Annotated in this window: 29 protein-coding genes and 1 pseudogene; 18 read left to right on the forward strand and 12 right to left on the reverse strand. The window is 73.8% G+C overall.

What is annotated here, in order from left to right:
• The 4 genes from ACZ6O5_RS12630 to ACZ6O5_RS12645 form a co-directional block, all read right to left on the reverse strand.
• The coding region (locus ACZ6O5_RS12630; protein WP_465976739.1) for a cellulose-binding domain-containing protein at nt 1-582 on the reverse strand (582 nt) is incomplete at its 3' end.
• Nucleotides 583-721: 139 nt separating this feature from the next.
• On the reverse strand, nt 722-1786 hold the full coding sequence (locus ACZ6O5_RS12635) for an SRPBCC domain-containing protein (RefSeq protein WP_465976741.1): 1065 nt from the start codon (nt 1784-1786) through the stop codon (nt 722-724).
• A gap of 47 nt (nt 1787-1833) precedes the next feature.
• Nucleotides 1834-3150, reverse strand: coding sequence for a low temperature requirement protein A (locus ACZ6O5_RS12640; RefSeq protein ID WP_465976742.1), 1317 nt, complete (start codon nt 3148-3150; stop codon nt 1834-1836).
• Nucleotides 3151-3162: 12 nt separating this feature from the next.
• Nucleotides 3163-3792 carry a TetR/AcrR family transcriptional regulator gene (locus tag ACZ6O5_RS12645; RefSeq protein WP_465976744.1) on the reverse strand — a complete coding sequence of 210 codons (630 nt, stop codon included), beginning with the start codon at nt 3790-3792 and terminating at the stop codon, nt 3163-3165.
• Nucleotides 3793-3912: 120 nt separating this feature from the next.
• Between ACZ6O5_RS12645 and ACZ6O5_RS12650 the strand changes: the two genes are divergently transcribed.
• Together ACZ6O5_RS12650 and ACZ6O5_RS12655 are read left to right on the forward strand one after the other, a co-directional pair.
• Nucleotides 3913-5550 carry an MDR family MFS transporter gene (locus ACZ6O5_RS12650; RefSeq protein ID WP_465976746.1) on the forward strand — a complete coding sequence of 546 codons (1638 nt, stop codon included), beginning with the start codon at nt 3913-3915 and terminating at the stop codon, nt 5548-5550.
• A gap of 85 nt (nt 5551-5635) precedes the next feature.
• Nucleotides 5636-6487, forward strand: coding sequence for a phosphatase PAP2 family protein (locus ACZ6O5_RS12655; RefSeq protein WP_465976748.1), 852 nt, complete (start codon nt 5636-5638; stop codon nt 6485-6487).
• A gap of 27 nt (nt 6488-6514) precedes the next feature.
• Here ACZ6O5_RS12655 and ACZ6O5_RS12660 read toward each other — a convergent pair whose 3' ends face one another.
• Nucleotides 6515-8593 carry a cellulose binding domain-containing protein gene (locus tag ACZ6O5_RS12660; RefSeq protein ID WP_465976750.1) on the reverse strand — a complete coding sequence of 693 codons (2079 nt, stop codon included), beginning with the start codon at nt 8591-8593 and terminating at the stop codon, nt 6515-6517.
• 226 nt (nt 8594-8819) lie between these two features.
• On the opposite strand from ACZ6O5_RS12660, the gene ACZ6O5_RS12665 reads away from it, so the two are divergent.
• The 7 genes from ACZ6O5_RS12665 to ACZ6O5_RS12695 all read left to right on the forward strand — a co-directional run bounded on the left by ACZ6O5_RS12665 (nt 8820) and on the right by ACZ6O5_RS12695 (nt 15118).
• Nucleotides 8820-9572 (forward strand): lytic polysaccharide monooxygenase, encoded by a 753-nt coding sequence (locus ACZ6O5_RS12665; protein WP_465976752.1) that lies wholly within the window; start codon nt 8820-8822, stop codon nt 9570-9572.
• A 144-nt stretch (nt 9573-9716) separates the two neighbouring features.
• The gene (locus tag ACZ6O5_RS12670; RefSeq protein ID WP_465976754.1) at nt 9717-10280 is read left to right on the forward strand and encodes a DUF305 domain-containing protein; all 564 of its coding nucleotides are present in this window, start codon (nt 9717-9719) and stop codon (nt 10278-10280) included.
• 445 nt (nt 10281-10725) lie between these two features.
• Entirely contained in the window at nt 10726-12315 is a 1590-nt protein-coding gene (locus ACZ6O5_RS12675) for a DHA2 family efflux MFS transporter permease subunit (RefSeq protein ID WP_465976756.1), read from the forward strand.
• A 246-nt stretch (nt 12316-12561) separates the two neighbouring features.
• Nucleotides 12562-12789, forward strand: a complete 228-nt coding sequence (locus tag ACZ6O5_RS12680) for a hypothetical protein (protein ID WP_465976758.1) — start codon at nt 12562-12564, stop codon at nt 12787-12789.
• Between the two features lie 36 nt (nt 12790-12825).
• Nucleotides 12826-13908, forward strand: a complete 1083-nt coding sequence (locus ACZ6O5_RS12685) for an NYN domain-containing protein (RefSeq protein WP_465976760.1) — start codon at nt 12826-12828, stop codon at nt 13906-13908.
• 14 nt (nt 13909-13922) lie between these two features.
• Entirely contained in the window at nt 13923-14396 is a 474-nt protein-coding gene (locus ACZ6O5_RS12690) for a molybdenum cofactor biosysynthesis protein (protein WP_465976762.1), read from the forward strand.
• A 155-nt stretch (nt 14397-14551) separates the two neighbouring features.
• The gene (locus ACZ6O5_RS12695; protein ID WP_465976764.1) at nt 14552-15118 is read left to right on the forward strand and encodes a sigma-70 family RNA polymerase sigma factor; all 567 of its coding nucleotides are present in this window, start codon (nt 14552-14554) and stop codon (nt 15116-15118) included.
• 134 nt (nt 15119-15252) lie between these two features.
• On the opposite strand, the gene ACZ6O5_RS12700 is transcribed toward ACZ6O5_RS12695, so the two are convergent.
• Complete coding sequence (locus ACZ6O5_RS12700) at nt 15253-15990, reverse strand: zf-HC2 domain-containing protein (RefSeq protein WP_465976766.1); 738 nt, start codon at nt 15988-15990, stop codon at nt 15253-15255.
• 117 nt (nt 15991-16107) lie between these two features.
• Here ACZ6O5_RS12700 and ACZ6O5_RS12705 point away from each other — a divergent pair, with 117 nt between their 5' ends.
• From ACZ6O5_RS12705 to ACZ6O5_RS12735, 7 genes and pseudogenes are all read left to right on the forward strand, one after another.
• Nucleotides 16108-17304: a D-arabinono-1,4-lactone oxidase gene (locus ACZ6O5_RS12705; protein WP_465976768.1), complete on the forward strand. Its 1197-nt coding sequence runs from the start codon at nt 16108-16110 to the stop codon at nt 17302-17304.
• Nucleotides 17301-17693, forward strand: coding sequence for a sensory rhodopsin transducer (locus tag ACZ6O5_RS12710; RefSeq protein WP_465976770.1), 393 nt, complete (start codon nt 17301-17303; stop codon nt 17691-17693). The genes ACZ6O5_RS12705 and ACZ6O5_RS12710 overlap by 4 nt, the downstream gene beginning before the upstream one ends.
• An 18-nt stretch (nt 17694-17711) precedes the next feature.
• Nucleotides 17712-18812 (forward strand): FUSC family protein, encoded by a 1101-nt coding sequence (locus ACZ6O5_RS12715; RefSeq protein WP_465976772.1) that lies wholly within the window; start codon nt 17712-17714, stop codon nt 18810-18812.
• A gap of 58 nt (nt 18813-18870) precedes the next feature.
• Nucleotides 18871-19032, forward strand: a pseudogene (locus ACZ6O5_RS12720) (DNA-binding protein); the annotation flags it as partial.
• Complete coding sequence (locus tag ACZ6O5_RS12725) at nt 19019-19261, forward strand: DUF397 domain-containing protein (protein WP_465976774.1); 243 nt, start codon at nt 19019-19021, stop codon at nt 19259-19261. The pseudogene ACZ6O5_RS12720 and the gene ACZ6O5_RS12725, both read left to right, overlap by 14 nt.
• Nucleotides 19262-19361: 100 nt before the next feature.
• Nucleotides 19362-19994, forward strand: coding sequence for a dihydrofolate reductase family protein (locus tag ACZ6O5_RS12730; protein WP_465976776.1), 633 nt, complete (start codon nt 19362-19364; stop codon nt 19992-19994).
• 58 nt (nt 19995-20052) lie between these two features.
• Nucleotides 20053-21309, forward strand: a complete 1257-nt coding sequence (locus ACZ6O5_RS12735) for a PP2C family protein-serine/threonine phosphatase (protein WP_465976778.1) — start codon at nt 20053-20055, stop codon at nt 21307-21309.
• Between the two features lies 1 nt (nt 21310).
• On the opposite strand, the gene ACZ6O5_RS12740 is transcribed toward ACZ6O5_RS12735, so the two are convergent.
• Nucleotides 21311-21709, reverse strand: coding sequence for an STAS domain-containing protein (locus tag ACZ6O5_RS12740; RefSeq protein ID WP_465976780.1), 399 nt, complete (start codon nt 21707-21709; stop codon nt 21311-21313).
• A gap of 153 nt (nt 21710-21862) precedes the next feature.
• Here ACZ6O5_RS12740 and ACZ6O5_RS12745 point away from each other — a divergent pair, with 153 nt between their 5' ends.
• Nucleotides 21863-22276 (forward strand): ATP-binding protein, encoded by a 414-nt coding sequence (locus tag ACZ6O5_RS12745; RefSeq protein WP_465976782.1) that lies wholly within the window; start codon nt 21863-21865, stop codon nt 22274-22276.
• Nucleotides 22277-22317: 41 nt separating this feature from the next.
• The gene (locus ACZ6O5_RS12750) at nt 22318-22698 is read left to right on the forward strand and encodes a VOC family protein (RefSeq protein WP_465976784.1); all 381 of its coding nucleotides are present in this window, start codon (nt 22318-22320) and stop codon (nt 22696-22698) included.
• Between the two features lies 1 nt (nt 22699).
• Here ACZ6O5_RS12750 and ACZ6O5_RS12755 read toward each other — a convergent pair whose 3' ends face one another.
• From ACZ6O5_RS12755 to ACZ6O5_RS12775, 5 genes are all read right to left on the reverse strand, one after another.
• Nucleotides 22700-23491 (reverse strand): shikimate dehydrogenase family protein, encoded by a 792-nt coding sequence (locus tag ACZ6O5_RS12755; RefSeq protein WP_425791387.1) that lies wholly within the window; start codon nt 23489-23491, stop codon nt 22700-22702.
• The gene (locus ACZ6O5_RS12760) at nt 23488-24060 is read right to left on the reverse strand and encodes an NADPH-dependent FMN reductase (protein ID WP_281940934.1); all 573 of its coding nucleotides are present in this window, start codon (nt 24058-24060) and stop codon (nt 23488-23490) included. Before ACZ6O5_RS12760 ends, ACZ6O5_RS12755 begins: the two co-directional genes overlap by 4 nt.
• Nucleotides 24057-24998 (reverse strand): ROK family protein, encoded by a 942-nt coding sequence (locus ACZ6O5_RS12765; RefSeq protein ID WP_465976786.1) that lies wholly within the window; start codon nt 24996-24998, stop codon nt 24057-24059. The genes ACZ6O5_RS12760 and ACZ6O5_RS12765 overlap by 4 nt, the downstream gene beginning before the upstream one ends.
• Nucleotides 24999-25005: 7 nt before the next feature.
• Nucleotides 25006-25359 (reverse strand): DoxX family protein, encoded by a 354-nt coding sequence (locus ACZ6O5_RS12770; RefSeq protein ID WP_465976788.1) that lies wholly within the window; start codon nt 25357-25359, stop codon nt 25006-25008.
• A 63-nt stretch (nt 25360-25422) separates the two neighbouring features.
• Nucleotides 25423-25854, reverse strand: coding sequence for a type II 3-dehydroquinate dehydratase (locus ACZ6O5_RS12775; protein ID WP_107161134.1), 432 nt, complete (start codon nt 25852-25854; stop codon nt 25423-25425).
• Between the last annotated feature and the right edge of the window lie 58 nt (nt 25855-25912).

The following is a 25912-nucleotide window of genomic DNA, read 5'->3' on the forward strand; positions in this document are numbered from 1 at the left end:
CGCCCAGCCGGACTTCGGCTGCGCCAGCGCGCCGGTCGACGACCACCGGTAGCTCGACGGGAGGTTGCAGGTGCCGCCCGGCGGCGGCGTCGTGGTGGGCGGCGGGGTGGGCGAGCTGGTCGGTGACGTGGTGGGCGACGACGTGGGCGGCGTGGTGGGGGCGGTGCCGCCGGTGCAGGTGACGCCGTTCAGCGCGAAGCTGGTGGGGGCGGGGTTGCTGCTGGTCCACGCGCCGTTGAAGCCGAACGAGGTGGTGCCGTTGGTGGGGATGGCGCCGTTGTAGTCGACGTTCTTGGCGGTGACGTTCGCGCCGCTCTGGGTGACGGTGGCGTTCCATGCCTGGGTGACGGTCTGGCCGGCACCGTAGGACCAGGTCAGCGCCCAGTTGGTGAGGGGGTCGCCGAGGTTGGTGATGGCGACCTCGGCGCCGAAGCCGCCGCCCCACTGCGACGACACGGTGTATTTCACCGAACAACCGGCGGCTGCCGCGCCGGCCGGCAGCGCCGCGACGACACCGGCCGAGGCCAGCAACGCGACACCGGCCGACACCAGGCCGACATGGGCCGCTCTGGATCTGGACATGGGGCTTCCTCCTGTGGTGGTGGCGGCTCGCGCATTCGCGGGGGCGATTGTGATGTGAGCGTTAACAGCCGCGTCAGGTATGTTACGGGAGCGCTCCCATGACCTCAACGATAGAAATATGTGAATGATCCCCGGAGGGTCAGGACGTGGTGCAGGGGGTGCCGTCGGCGGCGCAGGACTCCGGGGCGTCGTGCAGCGGGTCCGGGTCCCGGACGTCGAAGCGGATGGTGGTGGAGCCCGCGGGCGGCAGCTCGGAGCCGGTGAACGTGACCACGACGCCGTCCTGTGCCGCCTCCGCGCCGTTGACCGAGCCCACGGTGGCCCCGTCGCCGAGCGTCACGGTCACCGTCCACCCCGAGCGGGGGACCGGTCCGGGATTGCGCAGCACCACCTCGCCCCGGTAGCCGAAGACCCGGTCGGTGACGGTCTGGTACGTCGCGGTCAGCCCGACGGCGGCCACCGACGGCGTCGGACTCGGCGTACGGCTGGGGGAGCGCGACGGCGACGGCGAGGGGGAGGCGCTGCGGCGGGTGGCGCTCGGCGTGGGCCGGGCGGTGCTGGGTCGCGGCGACGCGGCGGGCGCGGTGGTGGGCAGGACCAGCGCCGGTGACGACGGCGGCGGGGCGGCCGGCGACGGCGGGGTGCCCCGGGTCGCCCACAGCGCCGCCCCGGCCGCGCCGGCGAGCAGCGTCACCGCGCCGGCGGCCAGCAGGACCCGCCGGCGGGAGCGACCGCGCTCGTCGCCGAGCAGACGGATCACCGGCAGCTCCGCGGTCAGCCCGCCCTCGGCGCGGCGCAGGTCCACCTCCTGGAACGCGAGCCAGTCGAGGATCGCCGGCAGCCGCCCGGTCAGCGCCCGCTCGTGCTGCTCGGCCCGCGCGTCGGCGTCCCAGTCGCCCTCCTCCAGCACCTCGCGGACGGAGAGCCGGGTGCCGTGCCCGCTGGGGGTGAGGTCGCAGGCCAGCCGGGTGGCCCGGTCGCCCTCCCGGCACCGCACCACCAGCCGTCGGGGCGCGCGCAGCTCGACCAGCTCCACCTCGGTGTCGGCGTCGTAGCCGGGCAGCGCCGCGGTCGCCAGTGTCCAGTGGTCGTCCCGCGGTGTGCTGTCGGCGAACCACTTGGCCAGCAGCGCCCGCTCGGTCAACGCCCGCCAGATCCGGGCGGGCTGGTGGAACAGGTCGACCTCGGTGGCGATCTCGATCACCCGGAGACTCTACGGCCCGCGTCGAGCGGCGGGCCGGCGCGGTCAGGTCACTCCGACTCGCCGTCGTGCCACCGGGCCCGCCAGGCGGCCTCGTTCTCCTCGGCGCTGGTCCGCTCCTGGTGCACCGCCCGGCGCAGGGCCACGCGGGCGTCCGCGAAGATCACCAGCTCGACCGCGACCAGCGCCAGGCAGATCGCGGTGAGCAGGCCGAGCGCGCCGAGCGCGGACAGGTGGCGGCCGATCGGCAGCGTGACCGCCAGCACGACCAGCGTGCCGACCCGGGTCCACGACAGCGTCCGCAGCGTGCGCCACTGGAACGCCATGTTGGCGGCCAGGTAGACCATCACGCCGACGAAGAGCAGCGGCGCCGCCGGCCCGTGGCCCCGCTCCGCCGCGCCGCCCACCGGGTCGGTGACGGTCCGGACCAGCTCCTCCGCGCCGAGCGCGAACAGGATCACCCCGGCGATCATGGGCAGGTAGAGATAGGCGTACGCGTCGCGCGCCATCGCCACCCGCGGCTGGCCCTGGGCGGCGTGCAAGGCGATCCGGGCGGCCGGCCCGATCATGTCGAAGTGGGCCCACCAGAGCGCGGCGGTGAACAGGATACCGAAGATCGCCGCCGGGATGGCCGGCCAGGTCACCGGCTTGCCGAGCAGGTTGCCGCCGACGCCGACCGAGATGACCGACTCGCCCAGCGCGATGATCAGGATCAGGTCGTAGCGCTCGGTCCAGTGCTCCGCCGAGGTGATCTTCCAGCCGTCGGTCCCGGCCAGCAGCCCGCTGCTGTACTGGATCACCACCACGGCGATCCACAGCGCGTCGCGCAGCCACGGCCCGGTCTCCGGGTCCACCTGCGGCGGCAGCAACGCGGCCACCAGCAGCAGGCAGGTGGAGAGCAGCACCTCGGGCAGGAACAGCCACACCTTGCGCCGGGCCGCCGGGTCGTCGCGGGTGGCGTACCAGTAGAGCGACGTGTGCACGATCCGGATGACCACGTAGCTGACCGTGACCAGGATCGGCCCGGCGGTGCCCTGGCGCAGGTCGCCGAACGCCTGCGGCAGGGCCAGCGCGAACGTGAACAACGCGACCATGCCGACCACCATGAGGATCGGCACGAAGCCCTCGCCCAGCCGGAGCCGGGCGGCCACCGCGCTGTGCACCACCCAGCACCACCAGAGCACGGCGAGTGCCAGCAGGGCGTGCAGCAGCTCCCGTACCGTTACGTTGGCGGCGGTGGCCCGCGTGATGATGAAGAACGACACCACGAAGACGAGGTCGAAGAAGATCTCGAACTTGTCGACCCGGGCGGCCGGGGCGACCCGCGCCGAGGGCCCGAGCCCCTTGCGCCACCGGTCGCCGCCCACCGGCCGAGTGTGTCAGCCCAGCTCGGCCGCCATGCGGGTTTCATCGAGCAGTCCCCCGGTCACGGGGGTGGCGTGGGCGAGCACGTCGCGCAGCACGTCGCGCAGCGGCGCGTCCGGGTGCTCGATCCACTGCTGGGCGGCGACCCGGAGCGTGGCCAGGAACGTGGCGGCCAGCACCCGCGCCCGCAGCGGCGCGTCGGCGCCGGTGAGTCGGCGGGTGATCTCGGCGGACAGCTCCCGCTCGATGGCCGTGTACGCGCCGACCTGGTGGGCCGCCAGGCTCGGGTGGCCGTGCAGTCGACGGCGTCGGCTCAGCCACGGCTCGGCCGGGTCGTCGTACCCCTCGTCGGTCTGGGCCAGGGCGGCCCGGGTCAGCGCGGCCCAGGGCGGCAGCTCGGTGGGCTGTGCCGCGACCAGTTCCAGCATCCGGCGCAGTCGCATCGTGTCGCCGTGGAAGAGCGCCTCCTCCTTGCCGGCGAAGTAGTTGGAGAATGTGCGCCGGGAGACGTTGGCGGCGTCGGCGATGGCCTCGACGGTGACCCGGTCCGGGCCGTGCTCGACGGCCAGCCGCAGGGCCGCCTCGTGCAGGGCCAGGCGGGTGGCCGCCTTCTTCCGCTCCCGCAGGCCGGTGCACTCGTCCATGCCGGCCAGCGTACGTGATCCTTTTCTCAACGGGCAAAGTTGCCTGATGGGCAATATTTGTTGATGATTGCTTGAGGCAACCAAGCGGCCACCCCATCCGACACCCCAGGAGGACGCGCGATGAGCGCACCCACCATGACGGCCGAGGCCGCGCCCATGAGCCGGCGGCAGACGCTGGAGGCGCTCAGCGGCCTGCTGCTGGTCCTCTTCGTGGCCATGTTGAGCAGCACCGTCGTCTCGACTGCCCTGCCGAAGATCATCGGCGCGCTCAACGGCTCGCAGACGCAGTACACCTGGGTGGTCACCGCCACCCTGCTCACCGCCACGGCCACCACCCCGATCTGGGGCAAGCTGGCCGACCTGTTCAGCAAGAAGCTGCTGATCCAGGTCGCCATCGTGGTCTTCCTGGTCGGCTCCGTCGCGGCCGGCTTCTCGCAGAGCGCCGGCCAGCTCATCGCCGCCCGGGCCTTCCAGGGCATCGGCGTCGGCGGCCTCCAGGCGCTGGTCCAGGTGGCCATCGCGGCGATGATCCCGCCGCGCGAACGCGGTCGGTACAACGGCTACCTGGGCGGCGTCATGGCGCTCGCCACGGTCGGCGGCCCGCTGCTCGGCGGCCTCATCGTCGACACCTCCTGGCTCGGCTGGCGCTGGTGCTTCTTCGTCGGCGTGCCGGTCGCGATCATCGCGCTGTTCCTGCTCCAGATCACGCTGAACCTGCCCACCGTGCGCCGGCAGAACGTCAAGATCGACTACTTGGGCGCCGCGCTGATCGCGGCCGGCGTCAGCGTGCTGCTGATCTGGATCTCCTTCGTCGACGACTCGTTCGCCTGGCTCTCCTGGCAGACCGCCGCCATGGTCGGCGGCACGGTGCTGCTGCTGGCGCTCGCCGTCCGGGTCGAGGCGCGGGCCGCCGAGCCGGTGGTGCCGCTGCACATCGTCCGCGAGCGCACCACCGCGCTGGCCATCCTGGGCAGCCTCGCGGTCGGCATGGCCATGTTCGGTGGCGCGGTCTTCCTCGGCCAGTACTTCCAGATCGGCCGCGGCTACAGCCCGACCGAGGCCGGCCTGCTCACCATCCCGATGATGGCCGGCGTGCTGATCTCCTCGATCGTGGCCGGCCGGATGATCACCACCAGCGGGAAGATCAAGCCGTACATCGTGTTCGGGGCGATCCTGCTGGTCGCCGGGTTCGCGCTGCTCGGCACCATCGACCACGAGACCTCGCTGGTCATCGTCGGGGTGGCCATGTTCGTCGTCGGCGTCGGCGTCGGCATGACCATGCAGAACCTGGTGCTCGCGGTGCAGAACACGGTGGCGCTCAAGGACATCGGCGCGGCCAGCGCCAGCGTGGCCTTCTTCCGGTCGCTCGGCGGCACCATCGGCGTCTCGGTGCTCGGCGCGGTCCTGGCCCGGCGGGTCACCGACCGGATCACCCACGACCTCGCCGCGGCCGGCATCCCCACCACCGGCGGTGGCGGCAGCACGCTCAACCTGGACGCGCTGCCCGAGCCGGTACGCCAGATCGTCCGCGCCGCGTACGGGGACGCGACCGGGCACATCTTCCTCATCTCGGCCGCGATCGCGGTGGTCGGTGTCGTGGCGGCGCTCTTGCTGCGCCCGGTTACCCTGCGCTCCAGCCTCGACCTGCCGGACCCCGGCCGTTCGGTGGCGGTGGGTGCCGACGCGGTCGACGGAGCGCCCGCGTTCGACGGGGTGGACACCGACCCGGCCGGCCGGGAGGAACACGCCCGCCGCTGAGCCGGTAACCCCAGGGCCGTCGCCGACCCCGGCGGCGGCCCTGGTCCGTGCCGGCCGGCCGGCCGGACCCAGGCGAAGGAGGAGCATGGACACCAGGCGAGGCGCGTCCCGGCCCGGTGGCGCGCTGCGCCGGGCGGCCCGTGAACTGACGCTTGTCGCGGTGCTCTTCCTCGCCTACAAGGCGGGCCGGCAACTGGTCGCCGGACGGGCCGGCACGGCGCTGGCCAACGGGGAGCGGATCTGGTGGCTGGAACGGCTGTTGCACCTGCCCGACGAGGCGCTCGTGCAGGCGCCGCTGCTGGCGCACGAGCTGCCGGTACGGCTGGCCAACAGCTACTACGCGTACGTGCACTTCCCGGCCACCGTGCTCTGCCTGGTCTGGCTCTACCTGCGCCGGCCGGCCCACTACCTGCGGCTGCGGCGGGCGCTCGCGGCGCTCACCGGCGCGGCGATGGTGCTGCACGTCTGTGTCCCGCTCGCGCCGCCGCGACTGACCGCGCTCACCGGCCTGATCGACACCGGCCGCCGGTACGGCCCCAGCGTCTACGGTCCGCCCGACGCCGACCAGCTCAGCAACCAGTACGCGGCCATGCCCTCGCTGCACGTGGGTTGGGCGCTGGCGGTGGCGCTGGCCCTGGTGGCGGTCACCGCCGGGCGGTGGCGCTGGCTCTGGCTGGCGCACCCGCTGGTCACCACGGTCGTGGTCGTCGGCACCGGCAACCACTACTGGCTCGACGGGGTCGTCGCGGTGGCGCTGCTCGGACTGATCCTGGCCGCGCTGCCCCGACCGGCCACGGTGGACCGCCGGCCCGTCCCGCCGGTGGTGGGGCCATCCCGCCCGCACGTGGTGCCGCCGCCACGCCGCGCCGGCCGCCGCCGGACCACGAAGGTCCCGACGGCGGCCGACGTCCGACTCCGCCCACCCGGCCGGGGCTGACCCCGGCTCGGGGAGCGGCCCGCCGGCTCAGGGCCGGACGGTGCAGACCGTGCCGTTGAGCCGGAACACGCCGGGCGGCACGTTCGGCCCGCTGTACGCCCCGACGAACCCGACGCTGGTGCTTCCACCGTCGGCGGCCAGTCGGCGGTTGTCGGTGGTCGGGGTCACCCGGACCTCCGTGCCGGTCTGCGTCCAGGTGGCGTTCCAGCCGCTGCTCACCTGCTGCCAGCCGGTGGGCCAGGTCCAGCTCAGCGTCCAGCCGTCGACCGGGTCCGGGCCGGTGTTGACCACCTCGACGGTCGCCACGTAGCCGTTGCCCCAGTCGGTGTCGTTGTGGAAGCGGACCGCGCAGCCGCTGTCGGCCGGGCTGCCGGTGGCGAACGTCAGCGGCGGGGACGACCAGGACACCCGGCCGGCGGTGTCCCGGGCCAGCACGTTGACCATGTAGCGGGTGCCCGGTTCGAGGTTGCGCACCGTGAACGAGGTGCCGGCGGTTTCGCCGAGCTGCTCGCTGACGGCGCCGTACTGCCGGTACACCTCGTACTTCGCGATCGGCGCGGCGCCCACGGCGGCGGCCGGCCAGGAGATGGTCGCGGCGCGGTCGGTCACCGCGCCCGCGGTCGGCCGGCCCGGCGCGCCCGGCCGCCCGGCGGAGCTGCCGGCCGGTCGGAGCACGAGCGTGGTCAGCGAGTACGGCGGCAGCGTGCGGGTGGTGGCGCTGCCGGAGCGGTCGGTGGTCACGCCGCTCGCGCCGTTGGCCAGCGTGTGCACGGTCGGCGCCTCGTCCGCCGGGGTGAAGCCGGCGTAGTCGACCGCCACCGGGTACGCGGTGTCCGGGTCCTTGTTGAGCAGCAGCACCGCGAGGCTGCCGTCCGGCCGACGCACCGCGTGCGCGCTGACCAGCGGCTGGTCGGTGCCGGCGCGGACGAACTGGTCACCGGGACGGGCGAACGTGTTCATCATGGACAGCGCGTGGTACGGCGCGAACGGCGTGTTGAACGGCGGCTCGCAGACCTCGCCGTCGCCTGTGCAGCCGCCGCTGGAGAGCAGCCCGAAGTCGCCGTAGTCGGTCTGGCCGGCGACCTCGGAGACGGTGCCGATGCCGTTGTGCACGTTCCACCACTGCACGGTGAAGACACCCTGCTCCAGCAGGCCGCTGTAGGCGTCGGCGAGGAACAGCGCGCCGGGCTGGGTGGTGCGGCCGGCGTCGACGTTCAGCTCGGTGAGGCTGATCCCGATCCGGTCGGCGTTCGCGCCGGCGTACCTGTCGATCTGCTGGCGCAGCAGCCAGGTGGCGTCGGAGATCTGGTTGGTCCGGGTCAGCGACTCGGCGGCGGTGCCGCCCGGGTACCAGTGCACGTCCACGAAGTCGATCTTCGGGCCGGCGAGCGAGAGCACGGTCCGGTTCCACGGACCCGGGTCGCCGCTGGCGGTGATGCCGTCCGGCCAGTTGCCGGGCATGGTGAGCACCGCGCCGACCTTGACGCTCGGGTCGACCGCCTTCATCGCGTCGGCGTACTCGATCACCAGCTTGGCGTACTGGGTGGCGCTCTTGTCGGCGTGGTCGTCGGCCTCCCAGGCCGAACCGTAGAGGCCGTTGCCGTAGTTCTCGTTGCCGACGGTCCACCACTTCGCGCCGTAGCCCTTGGTGACGTTGGCGTACCGCACCCAGTCGGCCGCCTCGGCCGGCGTGCCGGTGCCGTAGTTGGCGATGATCATCGGTTGCGCGCCGACCCGACGGGCCGCCGCCATGAACGTGTCGAAGTCGGTGTCCGGCGCGACGTAGCCGCCGGGCGCGGTGTGCGTCTTCCAGTGGTAGATGTCGGCGTACGAGCCGCCGGGGTAGCGCAGCATCCGTACGCCGGCGGCCTTGAGCAGGTCGGACGTCTCGGTGCTGCCGAGCTTCGCGTCCCAGATGGCGTGGTTGACGCCGAGCGCGGTGTCCGGCACGGTGGCCAGCCCGGCGCGGGCGTTCACGGTCACCGCGACCGGCTCGGCGGCGGCCTCGGCGGCGGGTGGTCCGACGGTGGCGAGCGCGGTGGTGACGAGCAGCAGGCTCGCCGCGTACGCGGTCCACCGGCGTGGGCGGGGCAGGGATCTCCTCATGCGGGTGTCCTTCGAGAGGCGGGTTCTCCCGGATCGGTGCCGCCGTCCTCCCGGATGCCTGCCAGCGTCCGGGTGCCCAGGGACGACGATCGGCTCCGCGCGCTGATCAGAATTCCACGCGTGGCGCGCTCGACTCAAGGCTTAATTTATAGAAAGGAGTCTTTACTGTTAACAAGGTTTAATTTATGTTCGTGATATCTCCCGTTCACCCGAAGGAGTTGCCACGATGCGCCGAAGAATCACACTTCCGCTGCTCAGCGCCGGTGCCGTCACCGCGGCCCTGGCGCTCGCCGCGCCCGCCCAGGCCCACGGCTACGTCTCCTCGCCACCCAGCCGGCAGGCGCTCTGCGCGCAGAACCGGGTGCCCGACTGCGGCCAGATCCGGTACGAGCCGCAGAGCGTCGAGGGGCCCAAGGGCCTGAAGAGCTGCCACGCCGGGATCGCCCAGTTCGCGGTGCTCAACGACGACAGCCGCAACTGGCCGGCCACCACGGTCGGCAGCACCGCCACGTTCACCTGGGTCAACACCGCCCGGCACGCCACCGCCAACTGGGAGTACTGGATCGGCAACACCCGGGTCGCGGTGGTCGACGGCGGTGGCCGGCAACCCGACGCCACCGTCTCGCACACCGTCAACCTGGGCAGCTTCTCCGGCCGGCAGAAGCTGCTCGCGGTCTGGAACATCGCCGACACCGCGAACGCGTTCTACGCCTGCGTGGACCTCCAGATCGGCGGCGGGGGCGGCAGTCCGACCCCCACCCCGTCGCCGACCCCGTCACCCACCCGGACCGCCGCGCCGTCACCGACGCCCGCCCCGACCAGCTCGCCGGTGCCGGGCGGCACCTGGACCGCCGGCCGTGCGTACCAGGTCGGCGACACGGTCACCTACGACGGCCGCAGCTACCGCTGCCGCCAGGCCCACACCGCGATCGCCGGCTGGGAACCCCCCAACGTCCCCGCCCTCTGGCAGCAGCTCTGACCCCGCTCACCCCTCACCCCCACCCCGCTCCGGCTCGCACTTTCTCGGAAAAAGTGGCCATGCCCCGCGAAATGACCACTCTTTCCGTGAATCAGCGGGGTGGGGGGAGGGGTGGGGGAGAGGGCGTCTTGATTGGAGGAACGGATGCGTCGAGGTGTGGTGATGGTGGTGCTGGTCGGGGTGCTCGGTGTGGGCGGGTGCGGTGGTGGGGCGGTGGCGCCCGTGGCGTCCCGGTCCGGGCCGGTCGTCGACGGCGCCGCCAGCGGCATCGACGCGCTCTTCCTGGCCATGATGGTGGCGCACACCGGGCAGACGCTGGAGATCGTCGGCGTCGGCCTCGACCGGGCCACCGACCCGCGGGTGCGAACGTTGATCGCCGCGATCCGGGCCACCGAGACCGACGAGCTGGCCACCATGCGCCGCTGGCTGCGCGAGGCCGGCCCGTCGGCCGCGGCCGCCGCCACGCGGCACGACCACTCCGGGCACAGCGACGCCGCCGCCGGGCTGACCCGGCTGCGGGCCGCCCGGGCCGCCGACGTCGACCGGGTGCTGCTCGACGTGCTCTCCCGGCACCAGCGCACCGCCGCCGCGCTGGCCCACGCCCAGGTCACGGCCGCCACCAGTGCACGGGTACGCGACCTCGCCACCCGTATCGACCGCTCCCGCACGGCCGAGATCGCCCTGATGGCGGATTTGTCCCCGGCGTGACGCGGCCGTCGACAGTGGAGCGCCGGCACCGCGGGAGCGGCCGGTGTGTCGGTGCCGCGGCCGGCAAGGTGGCACGCCGCTTCCCGGCGTCGGAACTCCGACATCGGATCCGTGTCGACGCCGCGCCGTAAACATGACGTTCGTCACGGTGACGGACGGGTCCCGGACCGTCGAGAGGCGTCGACCTGAGCGGCGAATCCGGGCGTAAGGGTGCTTACGGTGCGGCTTCTCGGAGGCGAGCGGGGCGGAACCCGGGCGGCGTCCGGGGTGACGGGCGGGTTCCGGAAGCACGGCCGTTCGCCTCTTGGCAAAACCGGCCGCACGATGTCGCACTCCGTGACTAGGCTTCCGTGCCGGACGTCGCCCACCGCACGTCCGCCCGCGCGCCCCACGGCGCGCGGCATCGCCACCGCATCGAGCCGAACCGGAACCCAGGAGACTGTCTGTGACCCAGCAATCCGTAGCGACATCGAACAAACTCGACGCCGCGGTGCTCAAGGTGGCCGGTGTCGTCGTGCTCGGCGCCGTCATGTCGATCCTCGACGTGACCGTCGTCAGCGTGGCCATCCCCACGTTCCAGCGCGAGTTCGACGCCTCCTACGCGCGCGTCGCCTGGACCATGACCGCCTACACCCTCGCCCTTGCCACGGTGATCCCGCTCAGCGGCTGGGCCGCGGACCGGTTCGGCACCAAACGGCTCTACATGGTGGCGCTGGCGCTGTTCACCATCGGCTCCGGGCTCTGCGCCACGGCCGACTCCATCGGCGAGCTGATCGCCTGGCGGGTGGTCCAGGGCCTCGGCGGCGGCATGCTCATGCCGCTCGGCATGACGATCATGACCCGGGCCGCGGGTCCGCACCGGATCGGCCGGTTGATGGCCGTGCTCGGCATCCCGATGCTGCTCGGCCCGATCGGTGGCCCGATCCTCGGCGGCTGGCTGATCGACACCGCGAGCTGGCACTGGATCTTCCTGATCAACGTGCCGATCGGCGTGGTCGCGCTCGTCTACGCCCAGCTCGCCCTGCCGAAGGACGCCCCCGAGCCCTCGGAGTCCTTCGACTTCCTCGGCATGCTGATGCTCTCGCCGGGCCTGGCCCTGTTCCTCTACGGCGTCTCCTCGCTGCCGGAGGCCGGCACGGTCACCGACCCCGAGGTCTGGCTGCCCATGGCGGCCGGCGCCGCGCTCGTGGTCGCGTTCGTCCGCTACTCGTTCCGGCCCCAGCACCCGCTGCTCGACCTGCGGCTGTTCCGCAACCGCAACCTGACCGTCGCCGCGCTGACCCTGGTCGTCTTCATCATCGCGTTCATGGGCGCGGGCCTGCTGTTCCCGAGCTACTTCCTCCAGATCCGGGGCGAGAGCACGCTCAACGCCGGCCTGCTGATGGCCCCGCAGGGCATCGGCGCGATGCTCACCATGCCGATCGGCGGCATGCTCGCCGACCGGGTGCCGATCGGCCGGACGGCGCCCTTCTCGCTGGTGCTCATCGCGGCCGGGTTCTTCACCTTCACCCAGGTCGGCACCGACACGTCCTACCTGCTGCTCTGCGGCTCGCTGTTCGTGATGGGCCTCGGCATGGGCGGCACCATGATGCCGATCATGACCTCGGCGCTGAAGACGCTGAACGCGGCCGAGGTGGCCCGCGGCTCGACGCTCGTCAACATCCTCCAGCAGATCGCCGGGTCGGTGGGCGCCGCGACGATGTCGGTGATTCTCACCAGCGAGCTGAACGGCTCCCGGCCGATCCCCGGCGTGACCGATCCGGGCACCGGCGCGCCGGTCACCGAGGCCCAGCTCGCCATCGCGGTGCAGCAGCAGCCCGAGCTGGCGCAGCAGTTCCCGGTGCCGCCGTCGCTGATCGAGCGCGGGCTCGACTTCGCGGCCAGCTCGTTCGCCACCACGTTCTGGGTCGCCTTCGGGCTGGCGGTGCTCACCTTCGTCCCGGCCGCCTTCCTGCCGCGCCGGCGGGAGCCGTCGCACCTGCTGGACGGCGAGTCGGGCGAGGAGCAGCGCCCGACGCCGGTGCCGATGCACTGATCCGCCCTGTCCCGTGGGGGCCGACCGCCGACGGCGGTCGGCCCCCACGGCTCTTCCGGCGGGGCGAATTCCGATCCCCGTCGGCGGCCGGGCGACGCGGACGGCTCTTCCGGCGGGCGAATTCCGATCCCCGTGGGTGGCCGGGCAGCGCGGACGGCGCTTCCGGTGGCCGATGCCGGATCCGCCACCGGCGGGCCGGGCAGCACCTAGGCTCGAACCGGGAGAGCCGGGGGAGAGGCGGGCGGGGTGAGCGCAGGCGGCGGGGACCGGTCGGCGCGGCGGCGTACGCGGCTGCTGCTCGCGGGCCTGCTGGCCGTGGTCGGGCTGATCCTGCTGCTGCTCGGTCTCACCGTCGCCAACGGCACGGTCGCCGGGGTCGAGGTGGTGCTCGCGCTGGCGCTCCTGGTGGCCAGCTACGCCATCCAGCGCGTCGCCCGCCGGGAGATCGTGTACCGCGACGAGCGGCGGCGCTGACCGGCGCGCCGGTCCGACCCCGCTAGGCTGGTTGACGTGGATCAGGAAGACCGGATCGCGCTGTTCCTCGACTACGAGAACCTGGCGCTGGGTGTACGAGACCATCACGGCGGTCGGCCGTTCGACCTTCGTCCGATCGCCGACGCCCTGGCCGAACGCGGCCGGGTGGTGGTGCGCCGGGCGTACGCCGACTGGTCGTACTTCGACGAGGACCGGCGGATGCTGACCCGGTCGCACGTCGAGCTGATCGAGATCCCGCAGCGGATGGGCTTCTCCCGCAAGAACGCGGCCGACATCAAGATGGCCGTGGACGCGGTCGAGTTGGCCTTCGAGCGGGGCTACATCTCGACGTTCGTGATCTGCACCGGGGACAGCGACTTCACCCCGCTCGTGCACAAGCTGCGGGAGCTGAACAAGCGGGTGATCGGCGTCGGGGTGGAGAAGTCGACCTCCGCGTTGCTGCCGCCGGCCTGCGACGAGTTCCTCTACTACGACCGCCTCGAAGGGGTGGACGTGCCGCCGCCCGCCGCCCGCCGGACCCGTCCCACCCGGTCGTCGGGGCCGTCGGTGGCCGAGCCGGCGCCCGAACCCGCGGCGGAGATCGCGCCGACCGAGGAGGAGTCGCCGCGCGACGTCGACACGCTCGCCGTCCTGCTCGTGCAGACCGTGGCCGGCATGCAGGGCAGCTCCAGCGGCGAGGTGACCGCCTCCGGCCTGAAGCGCGCGCTGCTCCGCAAGGACCCCACGTTCAGCGAGTCCGACTACGGCTTCCGTACCTTCGGGGAGCTGCTGCGGCACCTGGCCGGGTCGAACGTGGTGGAGCTGGCCGCCGGCCCGGCCAAGGGCGACCCGGAGGTGTCGCTGCCCGAGCGGGGCGACCGGGAGGTCGCGTTCGGGCTGCTCCGGTCCGTGGTGGTGGACCTCGCCGGCGAGGCCGGCGCGGTGGCGCTCTCCGGCCTGAAGGACCAGCTCCGGCGCGCCCGGCCGGACTTCAGCGAGAAGAAGCTCGGCTACCGCAGCTTCCTCCAGTTCTGCAAGGCGGCTGCCACCGATAGGGTGGTGGAGCTGCGGTGGAGCCCGGACGACGGCGACTACCTGCTCACCCCGCAGCCCTCCTGAGCGCGGTCGTCGCCGTGCCGCACATCGTCCAGTTGCTGGCCTCGCCGGTGCACCGTTACGTGGGCCGGCCGGCGGACGGCCCGGCCCCGGCGCCTCCCGGTGAACTGGTCGACCAGGTGCGGCTCCGCGCCGGGCTGGGCATCGTCGGGGACCGCTACTTCGGTCGGCCGGCGCACCGCGCCGCCAGCGTCACGCTGATCGCGCGGGAGTCGCTGCCGGCCGGCGCCGATCTCACCCAGCTCCGGCGCAACGTGCTGACCAGCGGCATCGCGGTGGACGAGCTGGTCGGGCGGGTGCTCACCCTGGACTCCGGCGACGGGCCGGTCAGCCTGCGGGTGCACCGGGCCGCGCCGCCGTGCGCCTGGCTGGACGTGGTGGTCGCGCCCGGCACCTGGAAGGCGCTGCGCGGCCGGGGCGGTGTCCGCTGCGCCCCGCTCACCGACGGCGTCCTGCGGGTCGGCCCGGTCTCCGTCTCCGTCGCCGACTGATCGCCGGCGCTCGGGAACTTTTCCCGTCCTCCGGCCGACCAATGTCGGGCCACCCCGATCGTCGCGGTCGGTGGCCAGGTGACGGAGAGGACGCCAGGAATGAACCGAGCGAGCCCCGCATCCGTACCGTCCGGCATGACCGGGCTGGGCCCGGGATGAGCCCGGACGCCGACGACGATCAGGTGACCCGGTGGGCGCACCGGGCCGGCCGGGGTGACCAGCAGGCCGCCGCCGCGTTCGTCCGCGCGCTCCAGGGACCGGTGTGGCGGTTCCTGGTCCACCTGGCCGGGCCGGCCGACGCCGAGGATCTCGCCCAGGAGACGTTCCTGCGCGCGCTGCGCAGCCTGCCCGGGTTCGCCGGCCGCTCCTCGGCCCGGACCTGGATCTTCACCATCGCCCGCCGGGTGGCCGTGGACCACGTACGGGCCGCGACCGTCCGCCCCCGGGTGGCCGCGCTGCCCGACTGGCAGACCGCCGCCGAGGCGGCCGGGGCGGTGACCGCCGGCGGGGACGACGGGGTGGCGCTGCGCGGACTCATCGCCGGGCTCGCCCCGGACCGCCGGGAGGCGTTCGTGGCCACCCAGGTGCTCGGCCTCTCCTACGCCGAGGCGGCCGAGGTGTGCGGCTGCCCGGTCGGCACGATCCGGTCTCGGGTCGCCCGCGCCCGCGAGGACCTGGTCGCCGCCTGGGCCGGGGACGCCCGCGGTCGCCGCGCCCGCTGAGCCACCCGGGCGACGACAGGCCGAACGCGGTGGCGCCGGCCGGCCCGGGTGGCCGGCCGGGCGCTCGCGGATCGGCGGCACGCGGGCCAGCGTTGGGTACGGCCCGCGTTGGGGTACGGCGGGCCGCTCGCGGGTCAGGCGGCGCGGCGGTCGCGGGCCTGCGCGGGGTACGGGCCGGGTGGCACCAGCCGCAGCGGCGTCGGCGCGGCCGGCTCCTCGGCACGCAGCGTCCAGCGCGAGCCGGTCGACCGACCCTGTCCGGGCGGTGTGTCCCCGGGACGCCACCAGGGCCGGGACAGCACCAGCATCACCGCCCAGCCGACCAGCAGGAAGCCGTGGCTGACCAGCCGGGTCATCGCCACCTGCCCGGTGATCAGGTCGTTCACCGACAGCAGCACCAGCGTGGCGACGAACGCGCTGAGCATCGGCAACAGGCCGGACGGGGTGGACCGGCGCACCGCCACGTAGAGGAAGCCGGCGCCCACCGCCACGTTCCACGCCGCCGACTCGTGCCACAGGTGCTGGCCGGAGGCGTGCGCGTGGGCGACCACCGCCTCCCGGCCGATCTGCGCCAGGCCCAGCACCAACTGCACCGCGCCGAGCAGACCGAGCGCCGCGCGGAGCCCGAGCGCCACCCGCCGGCGTCGGCTCGGCCGGGGCGGCGGCGCGGCGGCCAGCACGGACGCCACCAGATCGGGCACCTGCGGGGCGAGCTGGGTACGGGCCCGGCGGGTGACCGCCGCCGCGGAGTCGAACCAGCCCCGGCAGCCGGCGCAGCCGGCCAGGTGGGCCTCGGCCGCCTCGCTCTCCGATCGGGACGCCTCACCGTCCAGCTGGGCCGACAGGATCTCCCGCCACTGCTCACACGCCATGTAGGGATAGTCGTCCGGGTCGCCCGCCTGGTTCCCGGCGGGGTCCCGATCCGGTACGCGACTACCGAGGGTGGGCGCGGGTATGCGGCCCGGAACGGCGCCGGGGGAGGGAGCGAGGTGACACGCCCGTTCGTGAACTGGTCCGGGAGCCTCTCGTTCACCCCGGCGGAATGGGCCGAACCGGCCGACGAGGACGAGGTCAGCGCGCTGGTGCGCCGGGCCCGGGAGACCGGCACGACGGTCCGGCCGGTCGGCTCGGGGCACTCGTCCAGCCCGTTGGTGCGTACCGACGGGATCCTGCTCGGGCTGAACCGGCTCGCCGGGGTGCTCTCCGACGACGGGCAACGCGCCACCGCCTGGGCCGGCACCACGCTCCGGGCGCTCGGCGAGGGGCTCTACGACGCCGGGCTCGCGATGGACAACCTGGGCGACGTCGACTACCAGTCGATCGCCGGGGCGACCGCCACCGGCACCCACGGCACCGGGCTGGGTTTCGGGAACCTGAGCACCCAGCTCACCGGCGTACGCCTGGTCACCGGCACCGGGGAGACGCTGGACGTCACCGCGGACCGGGACCCGGAGTTGCTGCCGGCCGTCGCGCTCTCCCTCGGCGCGCTCGGCGTGGTCACCCGGGTCACGCTCGACGTGCAGCCGCGCTACGAGCTGCACCGGCGTTCCTGGTGCGCGCACCTCGACTGGACGCTGGACCACCTCGCCGAACTCCAGCACACCAACCGCAACATGGACTTCTACTGGTACCCGCGCAGCGACCGGACGCAGATCCGGGTGATCAACCGGGTCGACGGGGCGCACCACCTGTCGACGTCCCGTACGCCGGGCGGCGAGCCGCGGCAGAGCCAGGTCGGGCCGACCCACCGCACCATTCCCCGACACCGGGAGCTGCGCTTCGAGGAGATCGAGTACATGCTGCCGTCGGAGGCGTTCGCGGTCTGCTTCGCGGAGGTACGCCGCCGGATCCGCGACCGGCACCGGCGGGTGGCCGGCTGGCGGGTGCTGGTGCGCACCGTCGCGCCGGACGACATCTGGCTCAGCAACGCCTACGGCCGGCCCACCACCACGATCGCCTGCCTCCAGAACGCCTCGCTGCCGTACGAGGAGTACTTCCGGGACATGGAGGCCGTCTTCCGGCACCACGGCGGACGACCGCACTGGGGCAAGAAGCACTGGCTCGACGCGCGGGAGCTGCGTCCCCTCTATCCCCGGTGGGACGACTTCCAGGCGGTGCGGCGTCGGCTCGACCCGGACGGGGTGTTCCTCACCCCGGACCTGGCCCGACTGCTGGCGGCACCGTGACCGGGCCGATCGGCGCCCGGTTCTGGGTGGTGCCCGGCGGGCACGTGCCGTTTCCCGCGCACGGCGCGGAGCCGGCGTTCACCGGCTTCGACCAGCTCTGCGTGCTCAACGCCGGCGACGACGACGCCGAGCTGACGCTCGACTTCTACTACGAGGACGCCGAGCCGGTGGGGCCCTACCGGCTGCCGGTCGCCGCCCGCCGGATCCGTCACGTGCGGGTCAACGACCTGATCGACCCCGAGGCGGTCCGGCTGGACCGCCCGTACGGCTGCGTGCTGCGGTCCCCGGTGCCGGTGGTGGTGCAGTTCCTGCGCCAGGACACCCGGCTGCCGGGGGTGCTGGCGCTGACCGGCACGATGGCGTACCCGGCGGGCGGTTCGACGGGGTGACGGCGGGTACCCCGGCGCATGCGGGCAGTCGGCGACCGGGTGCGCCGGGCCGGACGGGCCGGTGTGGAGCGGCTGCGCACGTACCTCATCGTGGCGGTGCAGGCGGGTCTGGCCGCGGCGCTGGCCTGGCTGGTCGCGCGCGAGGTGCTCGGCAACCCGGATCCGACGTTCGCGCCGGCCGCGGCGGTCGGTGTCATCGCCGCCGCGCTGGGCGGGCGCACCCGGCGCACCGTGGAGCTGGTCGTCGGCGTGGTCCTCGGCATCGTCGTCGGGGACGTGCTGATCCACCTGCTGGGCACCGGGCCGTGGCAGACCGGCGTGATCGTGTTCCTGGCGGTCGGCGGCGCGGTGCTGGTGCGTGGCACCGGCGCGCTCGTCACCCAGGCCGGCGGTACGGCCGTGCTGGTCGCCACGCTCACCCCGGTCTCGCCCGACCTGGAACTGCCCCGGACCGTCAACGCGCTGGTCGGTGGCATCGTCGGCCTGCTGGTGGTGCTGGTGCTCGCGCCGCTGAACCCGCTGCGCACGGTACGCCGGGTCGCCGACTCGGCGCTCGACACGTTCGCCCGGGAGATGACCGCCTCGGCGGAGGCGCTGGCCGACGGCGACGTGCGGGCCGCCGACGCGGTGCTGGCCCGGATGCGCGCCGTCGAGCCGGAACTGGACCGGATCGACGAGGTGGTGGCCGCCGCCGACGAGGTGGTCCGGTTCTCCCCGGTGCGCTGGCGACGGCGGCGGGCGCTGACCGCGTACCGGCGCGGCGCCGAACACCTGGACCGGGCGTTCCGCAACAGCCGGGCGCTGGTCCGTCGTGTTGGCACCGTGCTGCGCGACGACGAGCCGGTGCCGGCCGACCTGCCGGCGGCGCTGGAGCACTTCGGCGCGGCGATCCGGTTGCTGCACCGGGAGTTCCTGGCCGCCCGGGAGCCGGTCGCCGCCCGGGACCGGGTGTTGCGGGCGGTCCGTGACGCGGGCGCGGCGTGCCGGCAGGACATCGGCTTCTCCGGCACCATCGTGGTGTCGCAGCTCCGGACCGCCGCCAACGACGTGCTCCGCGCCACCGGCGTCCCACCGGACGAGGCACGTCGCCTGGTCCGCCGGGCCGCGGCGGCCCGGTGACGCCGCGGGCCGCCCCACCGCGCTACCGGCGTACGGGGTGGTGCGGCTGCCACTGTCGGTGGGGCACCTGGAGAGCCAACTCGGCGGCGACGTGGTCGACAAGGACGACGAGGTGGCTACGCTTCAGGCGAGGTGGGAGAGCGTGCGGAACGAAGCTCTGCCGCGCCGGCAGTCCATCGGTCCACTGAAGGAAGTAGAGAACCAGCATGGACCTGAGTAACGCCCGGTGGCGGACGTCCACCCGTAGCGGAGCGAGCGGCGGCAACTGCGTCGAGGTGGCCGGCGACCTTCCCGGCGTGGTCGGGGTGCGCGACTCGAAGGACCCGTCCGGCCCGGCGCTCGTCTTCAGCCCGGCGACCTGGCGCTCATTCGTCGCCCAACTCCTCGAAGGCGTCGAGCCGCCCCGCAGGAGGTGTGAGAAGGGGCCCCTTCTCGACCGGAGACGTTAAAAAGGGGCCCCTGCTTACACCTCACCGAGGGCGATGAGTTCGGCGAGGGGCACCGGTCTACCTCCCCGACCGAGATGACCAGACGACCGGAGCACGGGCCATGGGACTGATCCACATCGAGCTGTTCGCCACCCTCGACCTCGTCGGGCAGTCGCCCGGCGGTCCCGAGGAGGACCCGGTGGGGTTCCCGTTCGGCGGTTGGCAGGCGCCGCTGCTGGACGAGACCACCGGCGCGCAGGTGACGGCCGCGTACCAGGGCACGGACGCGCTGTTGCTCGGCCGGCGGACGTACGACATCTTCGCCGCCTACTGGCCGCACCAGGAGGGCGGCGAGGACAACGAGATCGCCACCCTGTTCAACCGCGTCCCGAAGTACGTGGCCTCCCGTGGCCGGCCCGACCTGTCGTGGCAGGGGTCCACGGTGCTCGGCCCGGACCTGGCGACGGCGGTACGCGAGGTCCGGGACCGGCACGAGCACGTGAAGGTGGTCGGCAGCCTGAACCTGGTGCAGACGCTGCTGCGCGAGAAGCTGTTCGACCGGATCGACCTCTGGGTGCACCCGATCGTGCTGGGCGTCGGCAAGAGGGTGTTCGACGGCGGCGCGGTGCCCACCAACGTCACGCTCCTCGAACCGCCGGTCGCCAACCGGAAGGGCACCGTCTACCTGCGCTACGGGCTCGCCGACGGCACGCCGGGCACCGGGGACATGACCGCGTCCGACCGCGACGGCTGAGACCGCCCGGGTATCACCGTGCCCGGCGTCGCCCGGCCGGATCTCGTAGGCTCCCACGGTGGACAGCAGTCGAGAGCCGATCATGGCGCACATGCTGGAGGCGGCCGAGAACGCCTCACCGGTCGAGGCGGTCGAGGCGGTCACCCGGGAACTCGGGGCGGCGCTGGGCGCCCGTAGCGTCACGTTCCTGATCGCGGACCTCAGCGGCCGGGCGCTGGTCCGACTGGCCCATGTGCCGCTGGTCGGGGCCGGCGAGGAACGCCGGGACGGCCAGGAGGTCGCCACCGTGACGCCGTTCGACGGCGGGCCCGCCGAGCAGGCACTGCGCACCCAGACGGTGCGAACCGTCGCGCAGCCCGGCGGGTGGGCGGTGCTGGCGCCGGTGACCGATCGTGGTGAGGCGATCGGGCTGCTCGAAATGGTCCTGCCGGACGAGCCGGCCCCGCCCGTCCTGGCGGAGATCGCCCGCACCGCGCACGTGCTGGCGTTTGTGGTGATCGCCAACCGCCGGTACACCGACCTGTTCGAGTGGGGGCAACGCACCACCCCGTTCACGCTGTCCGGCGAGATTCAACGCCGCCTGCTTCCCGCCTCGTTCACCTGCGAGGCGAGCGGGTTCACGCTGTCCGGCTGGCTGGAGCCGGCGGCGAGCATCGGCGGGGACACCTTCGACTACAGCGTGGCCCGAGACATGCTGCACTTCAGCGTCACCGACGCGATGGGCCACGGGGTGACCAGCGCGCTGACGGCCACGCTGGGCGTCGGTAGCCTGCGCAACAGTCGGCGTCGTGGGGTCGGCCTGGTGGAGCAGGCGGTCGCCGCGAACACCGAGGTGGCCGACCACGCCACCGTGCGGGGCAGTTACCTCACCGCGGTCCTCGGCCGCCTCGACCTGCGTACCGGGGTGTGCGCGCTGCTGAACGCGGGGCACGTGCCGCCGTTGCTGGTGCGCGACGGGGAGACCCGGACGCTCGTGTCGCCCGCCAACTTCCCCCTGGGCATGTTCCCGGAGGCCGACTATCACGCCGGCGAGGTCGCGCTGGAGCCCGGCGACCGTCTGGTGGTGGTCACCGACGGCATGCGGGAGCGCCACGCGGCCGGCCTGGACCTACCGGCCATCCTGCGGTCGCTAACCGAGCTGCACCCGCGCGAGGCTGTCCGCGCGTTGGCCGACGCCGTGCTCGAGGTCAGCGGCGGGAGCCTGGCCGACGACGCCACGCTGTTCATCCTCGACTGGCACGGCGGGCACGACGAGGAGCGGCGGACCAGCGCCGGCGCCGACCAACAGCGCGCCAGCAGCGGGTTGCCCGACTGACCTACCGACCAGTCAGGCCGCCCGTGGACGACAGCGCGGCCTCGGCCTCCGGCACGCTGTCGTAGACCTGGATCGCCCGGTCCACCGACGTGACCGCCAGCACGTTCCGCACGGGGGGTCGCACCGCGGCCAGCGCCAGCCGGCCGCCGGCCTCGCGTAACGCCTTGAACGCCACCACCAGTGCGCCCAGCCCGCTGGAGTCCATGAAGCCGACCCCGGCCAGATCCACCACCACCTGACGGTCGCCGGTGTCCACCAGCCGTTGCAGCGCCTCGTGCAGCTGCGGCGACGTCGCCAGGTCCAGCTCGCCGCGCACCTCGACCACGGTGCAACCCTGACCGGGCCGGACCGACAGCAGCAACCCCACGAAACCCTCCCGTACGCCGATTCTCCCCGTCACCCTATTCCGCCGCCCGGCAACCGCACGCCGAGCCGCCGCCCCGGGGCGTTTCCGCGCCCACGGCCTGGGGTAGTGTCGGTCACCACCGGAGCATCCCGCCCGCGGGTGACGCCAGTAGTTCGGGGTCACGGCCGGTCGGGAAGGAGCCAGGCGATGCGAATACGCGTGACGCTGTCGCTCCCGCGTGTGCCGTCCTCCGTGACCCGCGCCCGTCAGGTGCTCGTCACCCTGCTGGGTCTCACCGACGCCACCGAGGACGCCTGCGGCAACCTGGCCCTGCTGATCACCGAGGCATGCGCCAACGCGGTGATGCACGGTGACACGCACAGCGCCGTCGACATCGCGATCCGTATCGACGACGACGTCTGTCGGCTGGAGGTCGGCAATCGCGGCAACGCCCCCGACGGTGGCGTGCTCGCCGCCGGGCTTCCCGACCCGCTCACCGTCGGCGGTCGTGGGCTGCCCCTGATCGCCGCGCTCGCCGACGCGGTCGCCTTCGTCCCCGGGCCACCGGACGAGGTGCTGATCCGCATCACCAAACACCTCACCGCCGGGGTCGACGGATAACCGGGTGGCGGGCCGGGCGACCGTCCGGCAGGCTGGCGCGCATGGCCTGCCGCATCACTGAACTCGTGCTCGACTGCCGTGACCCCGAGGCGCTGGCGCGGTTCTGGTGCGAGGTCCTCGACTTCGTGGTGCTCGACCGCGAGGGCGACGGGAGCATCGAGATCGGGCCGCGCGAGGGGTTCGGCGGCCCGCAGCCGACGATCATCCTCAGCCCCACGGCCGAGCCGCAGCGGGCGAAGCCCCGCCTGCACATCGATGTCAACGCCACCGACCGCGATCAGGACGCCGAGCTTGACCGCCTGCTGAAGCTCGGCGCCCGCCCGGCCGACGTCGGCCAGACCGGCGAGGAGTCCTGGCACGTCCTCGCCGACCCCGAGGGCAACGAGTTCTGCCTGCTCAAGGCGCGTCTCGCACCGCTGTGACTCAGAGGCCGAAGAAGTCGAGGTAGCCGTCGATCTGGTGGGTCAGCATCGGCTCACCGGGATGCGCGGGCAGGCCCCGGTCGCGGGCGGCGCGCAGCAGCGTCGTCTCCGCCGGGGTCATGATGATGTCCGCGACCACCGCCCGGGCCGGCAGCTCCGACACCGGGAACGGCGGCGGGTCGGTCGGGCGCAGCCCCACCGGCGTCGCGTTGACCGCGAGGTCGGCGTCGGCCAGTCGCGGCCGGGACGCCGCATCGACCCGGCCGGGGTACGCGGCCGACAGCCGCCCGCCGAGCGCGGCCAGCCGGGCCGGGTCGGTGTCGGCCAGGTGCAGCGCGGCCACCCCGGCGTCGAGCAGCGCCACCGCGATGGCGCTGCCCGCGCCACCGGCGCCCACCACGCAGACCCGCCGGCCGCGCGGGTCGTGCCCCGCCGCGACCAGCCCGCGGACGAACCCGTCGCCGTCGAACGTGTCCGCCGACCAGGTGCCGTCCGCCTCGCGGCGCAACGCGTTGACGCTGCCGGCCCGGTGCGCCCGGTCGGTGGCCCGGTCGGCGAGGTCGAGCAGGGCCGCCTTGTGCGGCACGGTCACCAGCATGCCGTGCAGGTTGGCCACCTGCCGCAGCCCGGCCACCACCTCCGGCAGCGCGGCGGCGGGCACGTGCACCGGCACCAGCACCGCGTCCGTGCCCCGCCGGGCCAGCACCGGGTTGAGCAGGCCGGGCGCGCGTACCTGCGCGATCGGGTCGCCGAGCAGCGCGTAGAGGCGGGTGGCGCCGCCGATCGCGATCATCGCACCGGCTGTGGGCGGCGCAGCGTCCGCAGCGCGCCCGCCCAGGCCACCACCTCGTCGAGCATGGTGCCGACCGCCTCCCGCTGGTGCGGGCCGGGGCGGAAGTCGCGGAACGCCACGAAGTCGGTGTGCAGGGAGAGCGCCACCTGGGAGCGGACCACCGGCACCGACACCTGCCCGAGCACCAGCCGCAGGTGCTCGGCGGCCCGGGTGCCGCCGTGCGCCCCGTAGCCGACCAGCCCGGCCGGCTTGTGGTGCCACTCCTGGTAGAGCACGTCGATCGCGTCCTTGAGCACGCCCGGGATCGAGTGGTTGTACTCCGGGGTGACGAAGACGAACGCGTCCAGCGCGCCGACGACCGCGCCCCACCGGCGGATCGCCGGTCGGCTCGACGGCGCCATCGACGGGGGCAGCGGCTCGGCGAAGTGGGGCAGCGGATGGTCCGCCAGGTCGACGAGTTCCGCGTCGACGTCCGGCCGCGCGGCGGCGATGTCGCACACCCAGCGCGCCACCGCGTCGGCCTTGCGGCCCGGGCGGGTGCTGCCGGCGACGACCCCGATCCTGATCATTGGCTGTTCTCCCTTGGTCGAGCCCCGGTCCCGGGCGGGTCCGGGGCGTACGCGAGGTCGCGGGCGAGGTGGAGCGCGCCGTGCAGCGAGGAGAGCCCGCCGAGCGCGGCGGCGACGACACGCGGCGCGGGCCGCCCCGGACGGCCGACGGCGAGGTCTCCGACCAGCGGCACGAAACCGGGCAGGCCGGTGGCGAACCCGCCGCCGACGATCGCCAGGTCGGCGGCGAGAAGCTCGCCGAGGCTCACCACCGCGGCGGCCAGCGCGGCGCAGGCCGGTCGGATCGCCGCCACCGCCCACGGCCGGCCGTCGTCCAGCCCGGCGCGCAGCCGGTGGTGGTCGACCGGACCGCCCCGCAGCCGGGCGGCGCGGCGCAGCGTGGCCGGCCCGGACGCGACCGCCTGGAGGCAGCCGGAGCGTCCACAGTCGCACCGGTCCCCACCCAGGTCCACCACCATGTGCCCGACCTCGGCGGACGCGCCGGCCGGGGCGTTGCGCCCGCCGAGCACGAGCCCGCCGCCGACGCCGGTGCCGACCCCGAGATAGAGCACGTCGTCGCGGCCCGCGTGCCGGGCCTCGGCCAGCGCCGCCAGGTCGCCGTCGTCGGCGTACCCGGTCGGGGTGTCGGGGAACAGGCGATGCAGCGCGCCGGCCAGGTCCAGGCCGACCCAGCTCGGCCGGCCGGGCCAGGCCACGACCGCGCCGGCCCGGTCGACGGTCGCCGGCATGGCCACGCCGACCGCGTCGACCGGGCCGAAGCCGGCGCGCAGCGCGGCCACCTCGGCGGCCAGCACGGCCAGGTCGGCGGCCGGGTCCGCGCCGGCCGGCCAGGTGACGATCCGTTCGTACGCGGGCCGGCCGGCCGCCTCGGCGCGCAGCGCGACCTTGGTGCCCCCGACGTCGACGCCCAGCAGCGTGGCGCCCGGCCCGCCCGTCACGCCGGCCTCAGTGCGCCAGCAGGTGCAGGAACGCCAGCGCGGCCGAGGCGAACGCGAAGAACAGCGGCACCATGACGACCTTGCCGTCGTCCTTGGCGCGCAGGTGGTAGGCCACGGCGGCGATCAGCAGCACGGTGATCGCCACCGCGGCGACCACGCCGAGCTGCCAGAACTTCAGGCCCAGCAGCAGCCCGGCGACGCCGGCCAGCTCCAGCAGGCCGATGACGCGGGTCAGCCCGGCGGAGACGCCGAGGTGCGACATCCGCTCGCGCATCTGCGCGTTGCCGGTGAGCTTCTGCACGGCCAGCGGAATCAGGATGATGGCCAGCAGGATGGTGAGAACGATGATCGCGACGGTCACGGGGTTCCTCGGGGGTCGGGTCGCCGCGGCGGACGACCGGTACGGGTGCGACGGGGTGGACGGTCAGGGCACGGTCGCGACGAGCGCGCGGGCCGCCAGCCGGTAGCCGAGCGCACCGAGGCCCACGATCACCCCCGAGGCCAGCGGGGCGAGCACCGAGTCGTGCCGGAAGCTCTCCCGGGCCCACACGTTGGACAGGTGGACCTCCAGCCACGGATGGGGATAGTTGGCCAGCGCGTCGCGCAGGCTCCAACCGGCGATCATCAACGCGCCCGGGTTCACGATCGCGCCCACCGTCTCATAACTGTCCTGGATGGTACGGATCATCTCGCCCTCGCAGTCGTGCTGCCTCGCGACGACCCGCCACCCCCGTCCGGCGACCTCCTCGCCGACCGCCCGCTCGATGTCCGCCACCGTGTCGGTGCCGTAGATCTCCGGTTCCCGTTTGCCGAGGATGCCCAGGTTCGGGCCGTTGAGCAGGAGCACCTCGGGCACGTTGCACCTCACCGGAATCGGACGACGACAGGTCATCGGAGTATCGACCCCGTCCCCG

Source organism: Micromonospora sp. NPDC049201 (assembly GCF_055586805.1).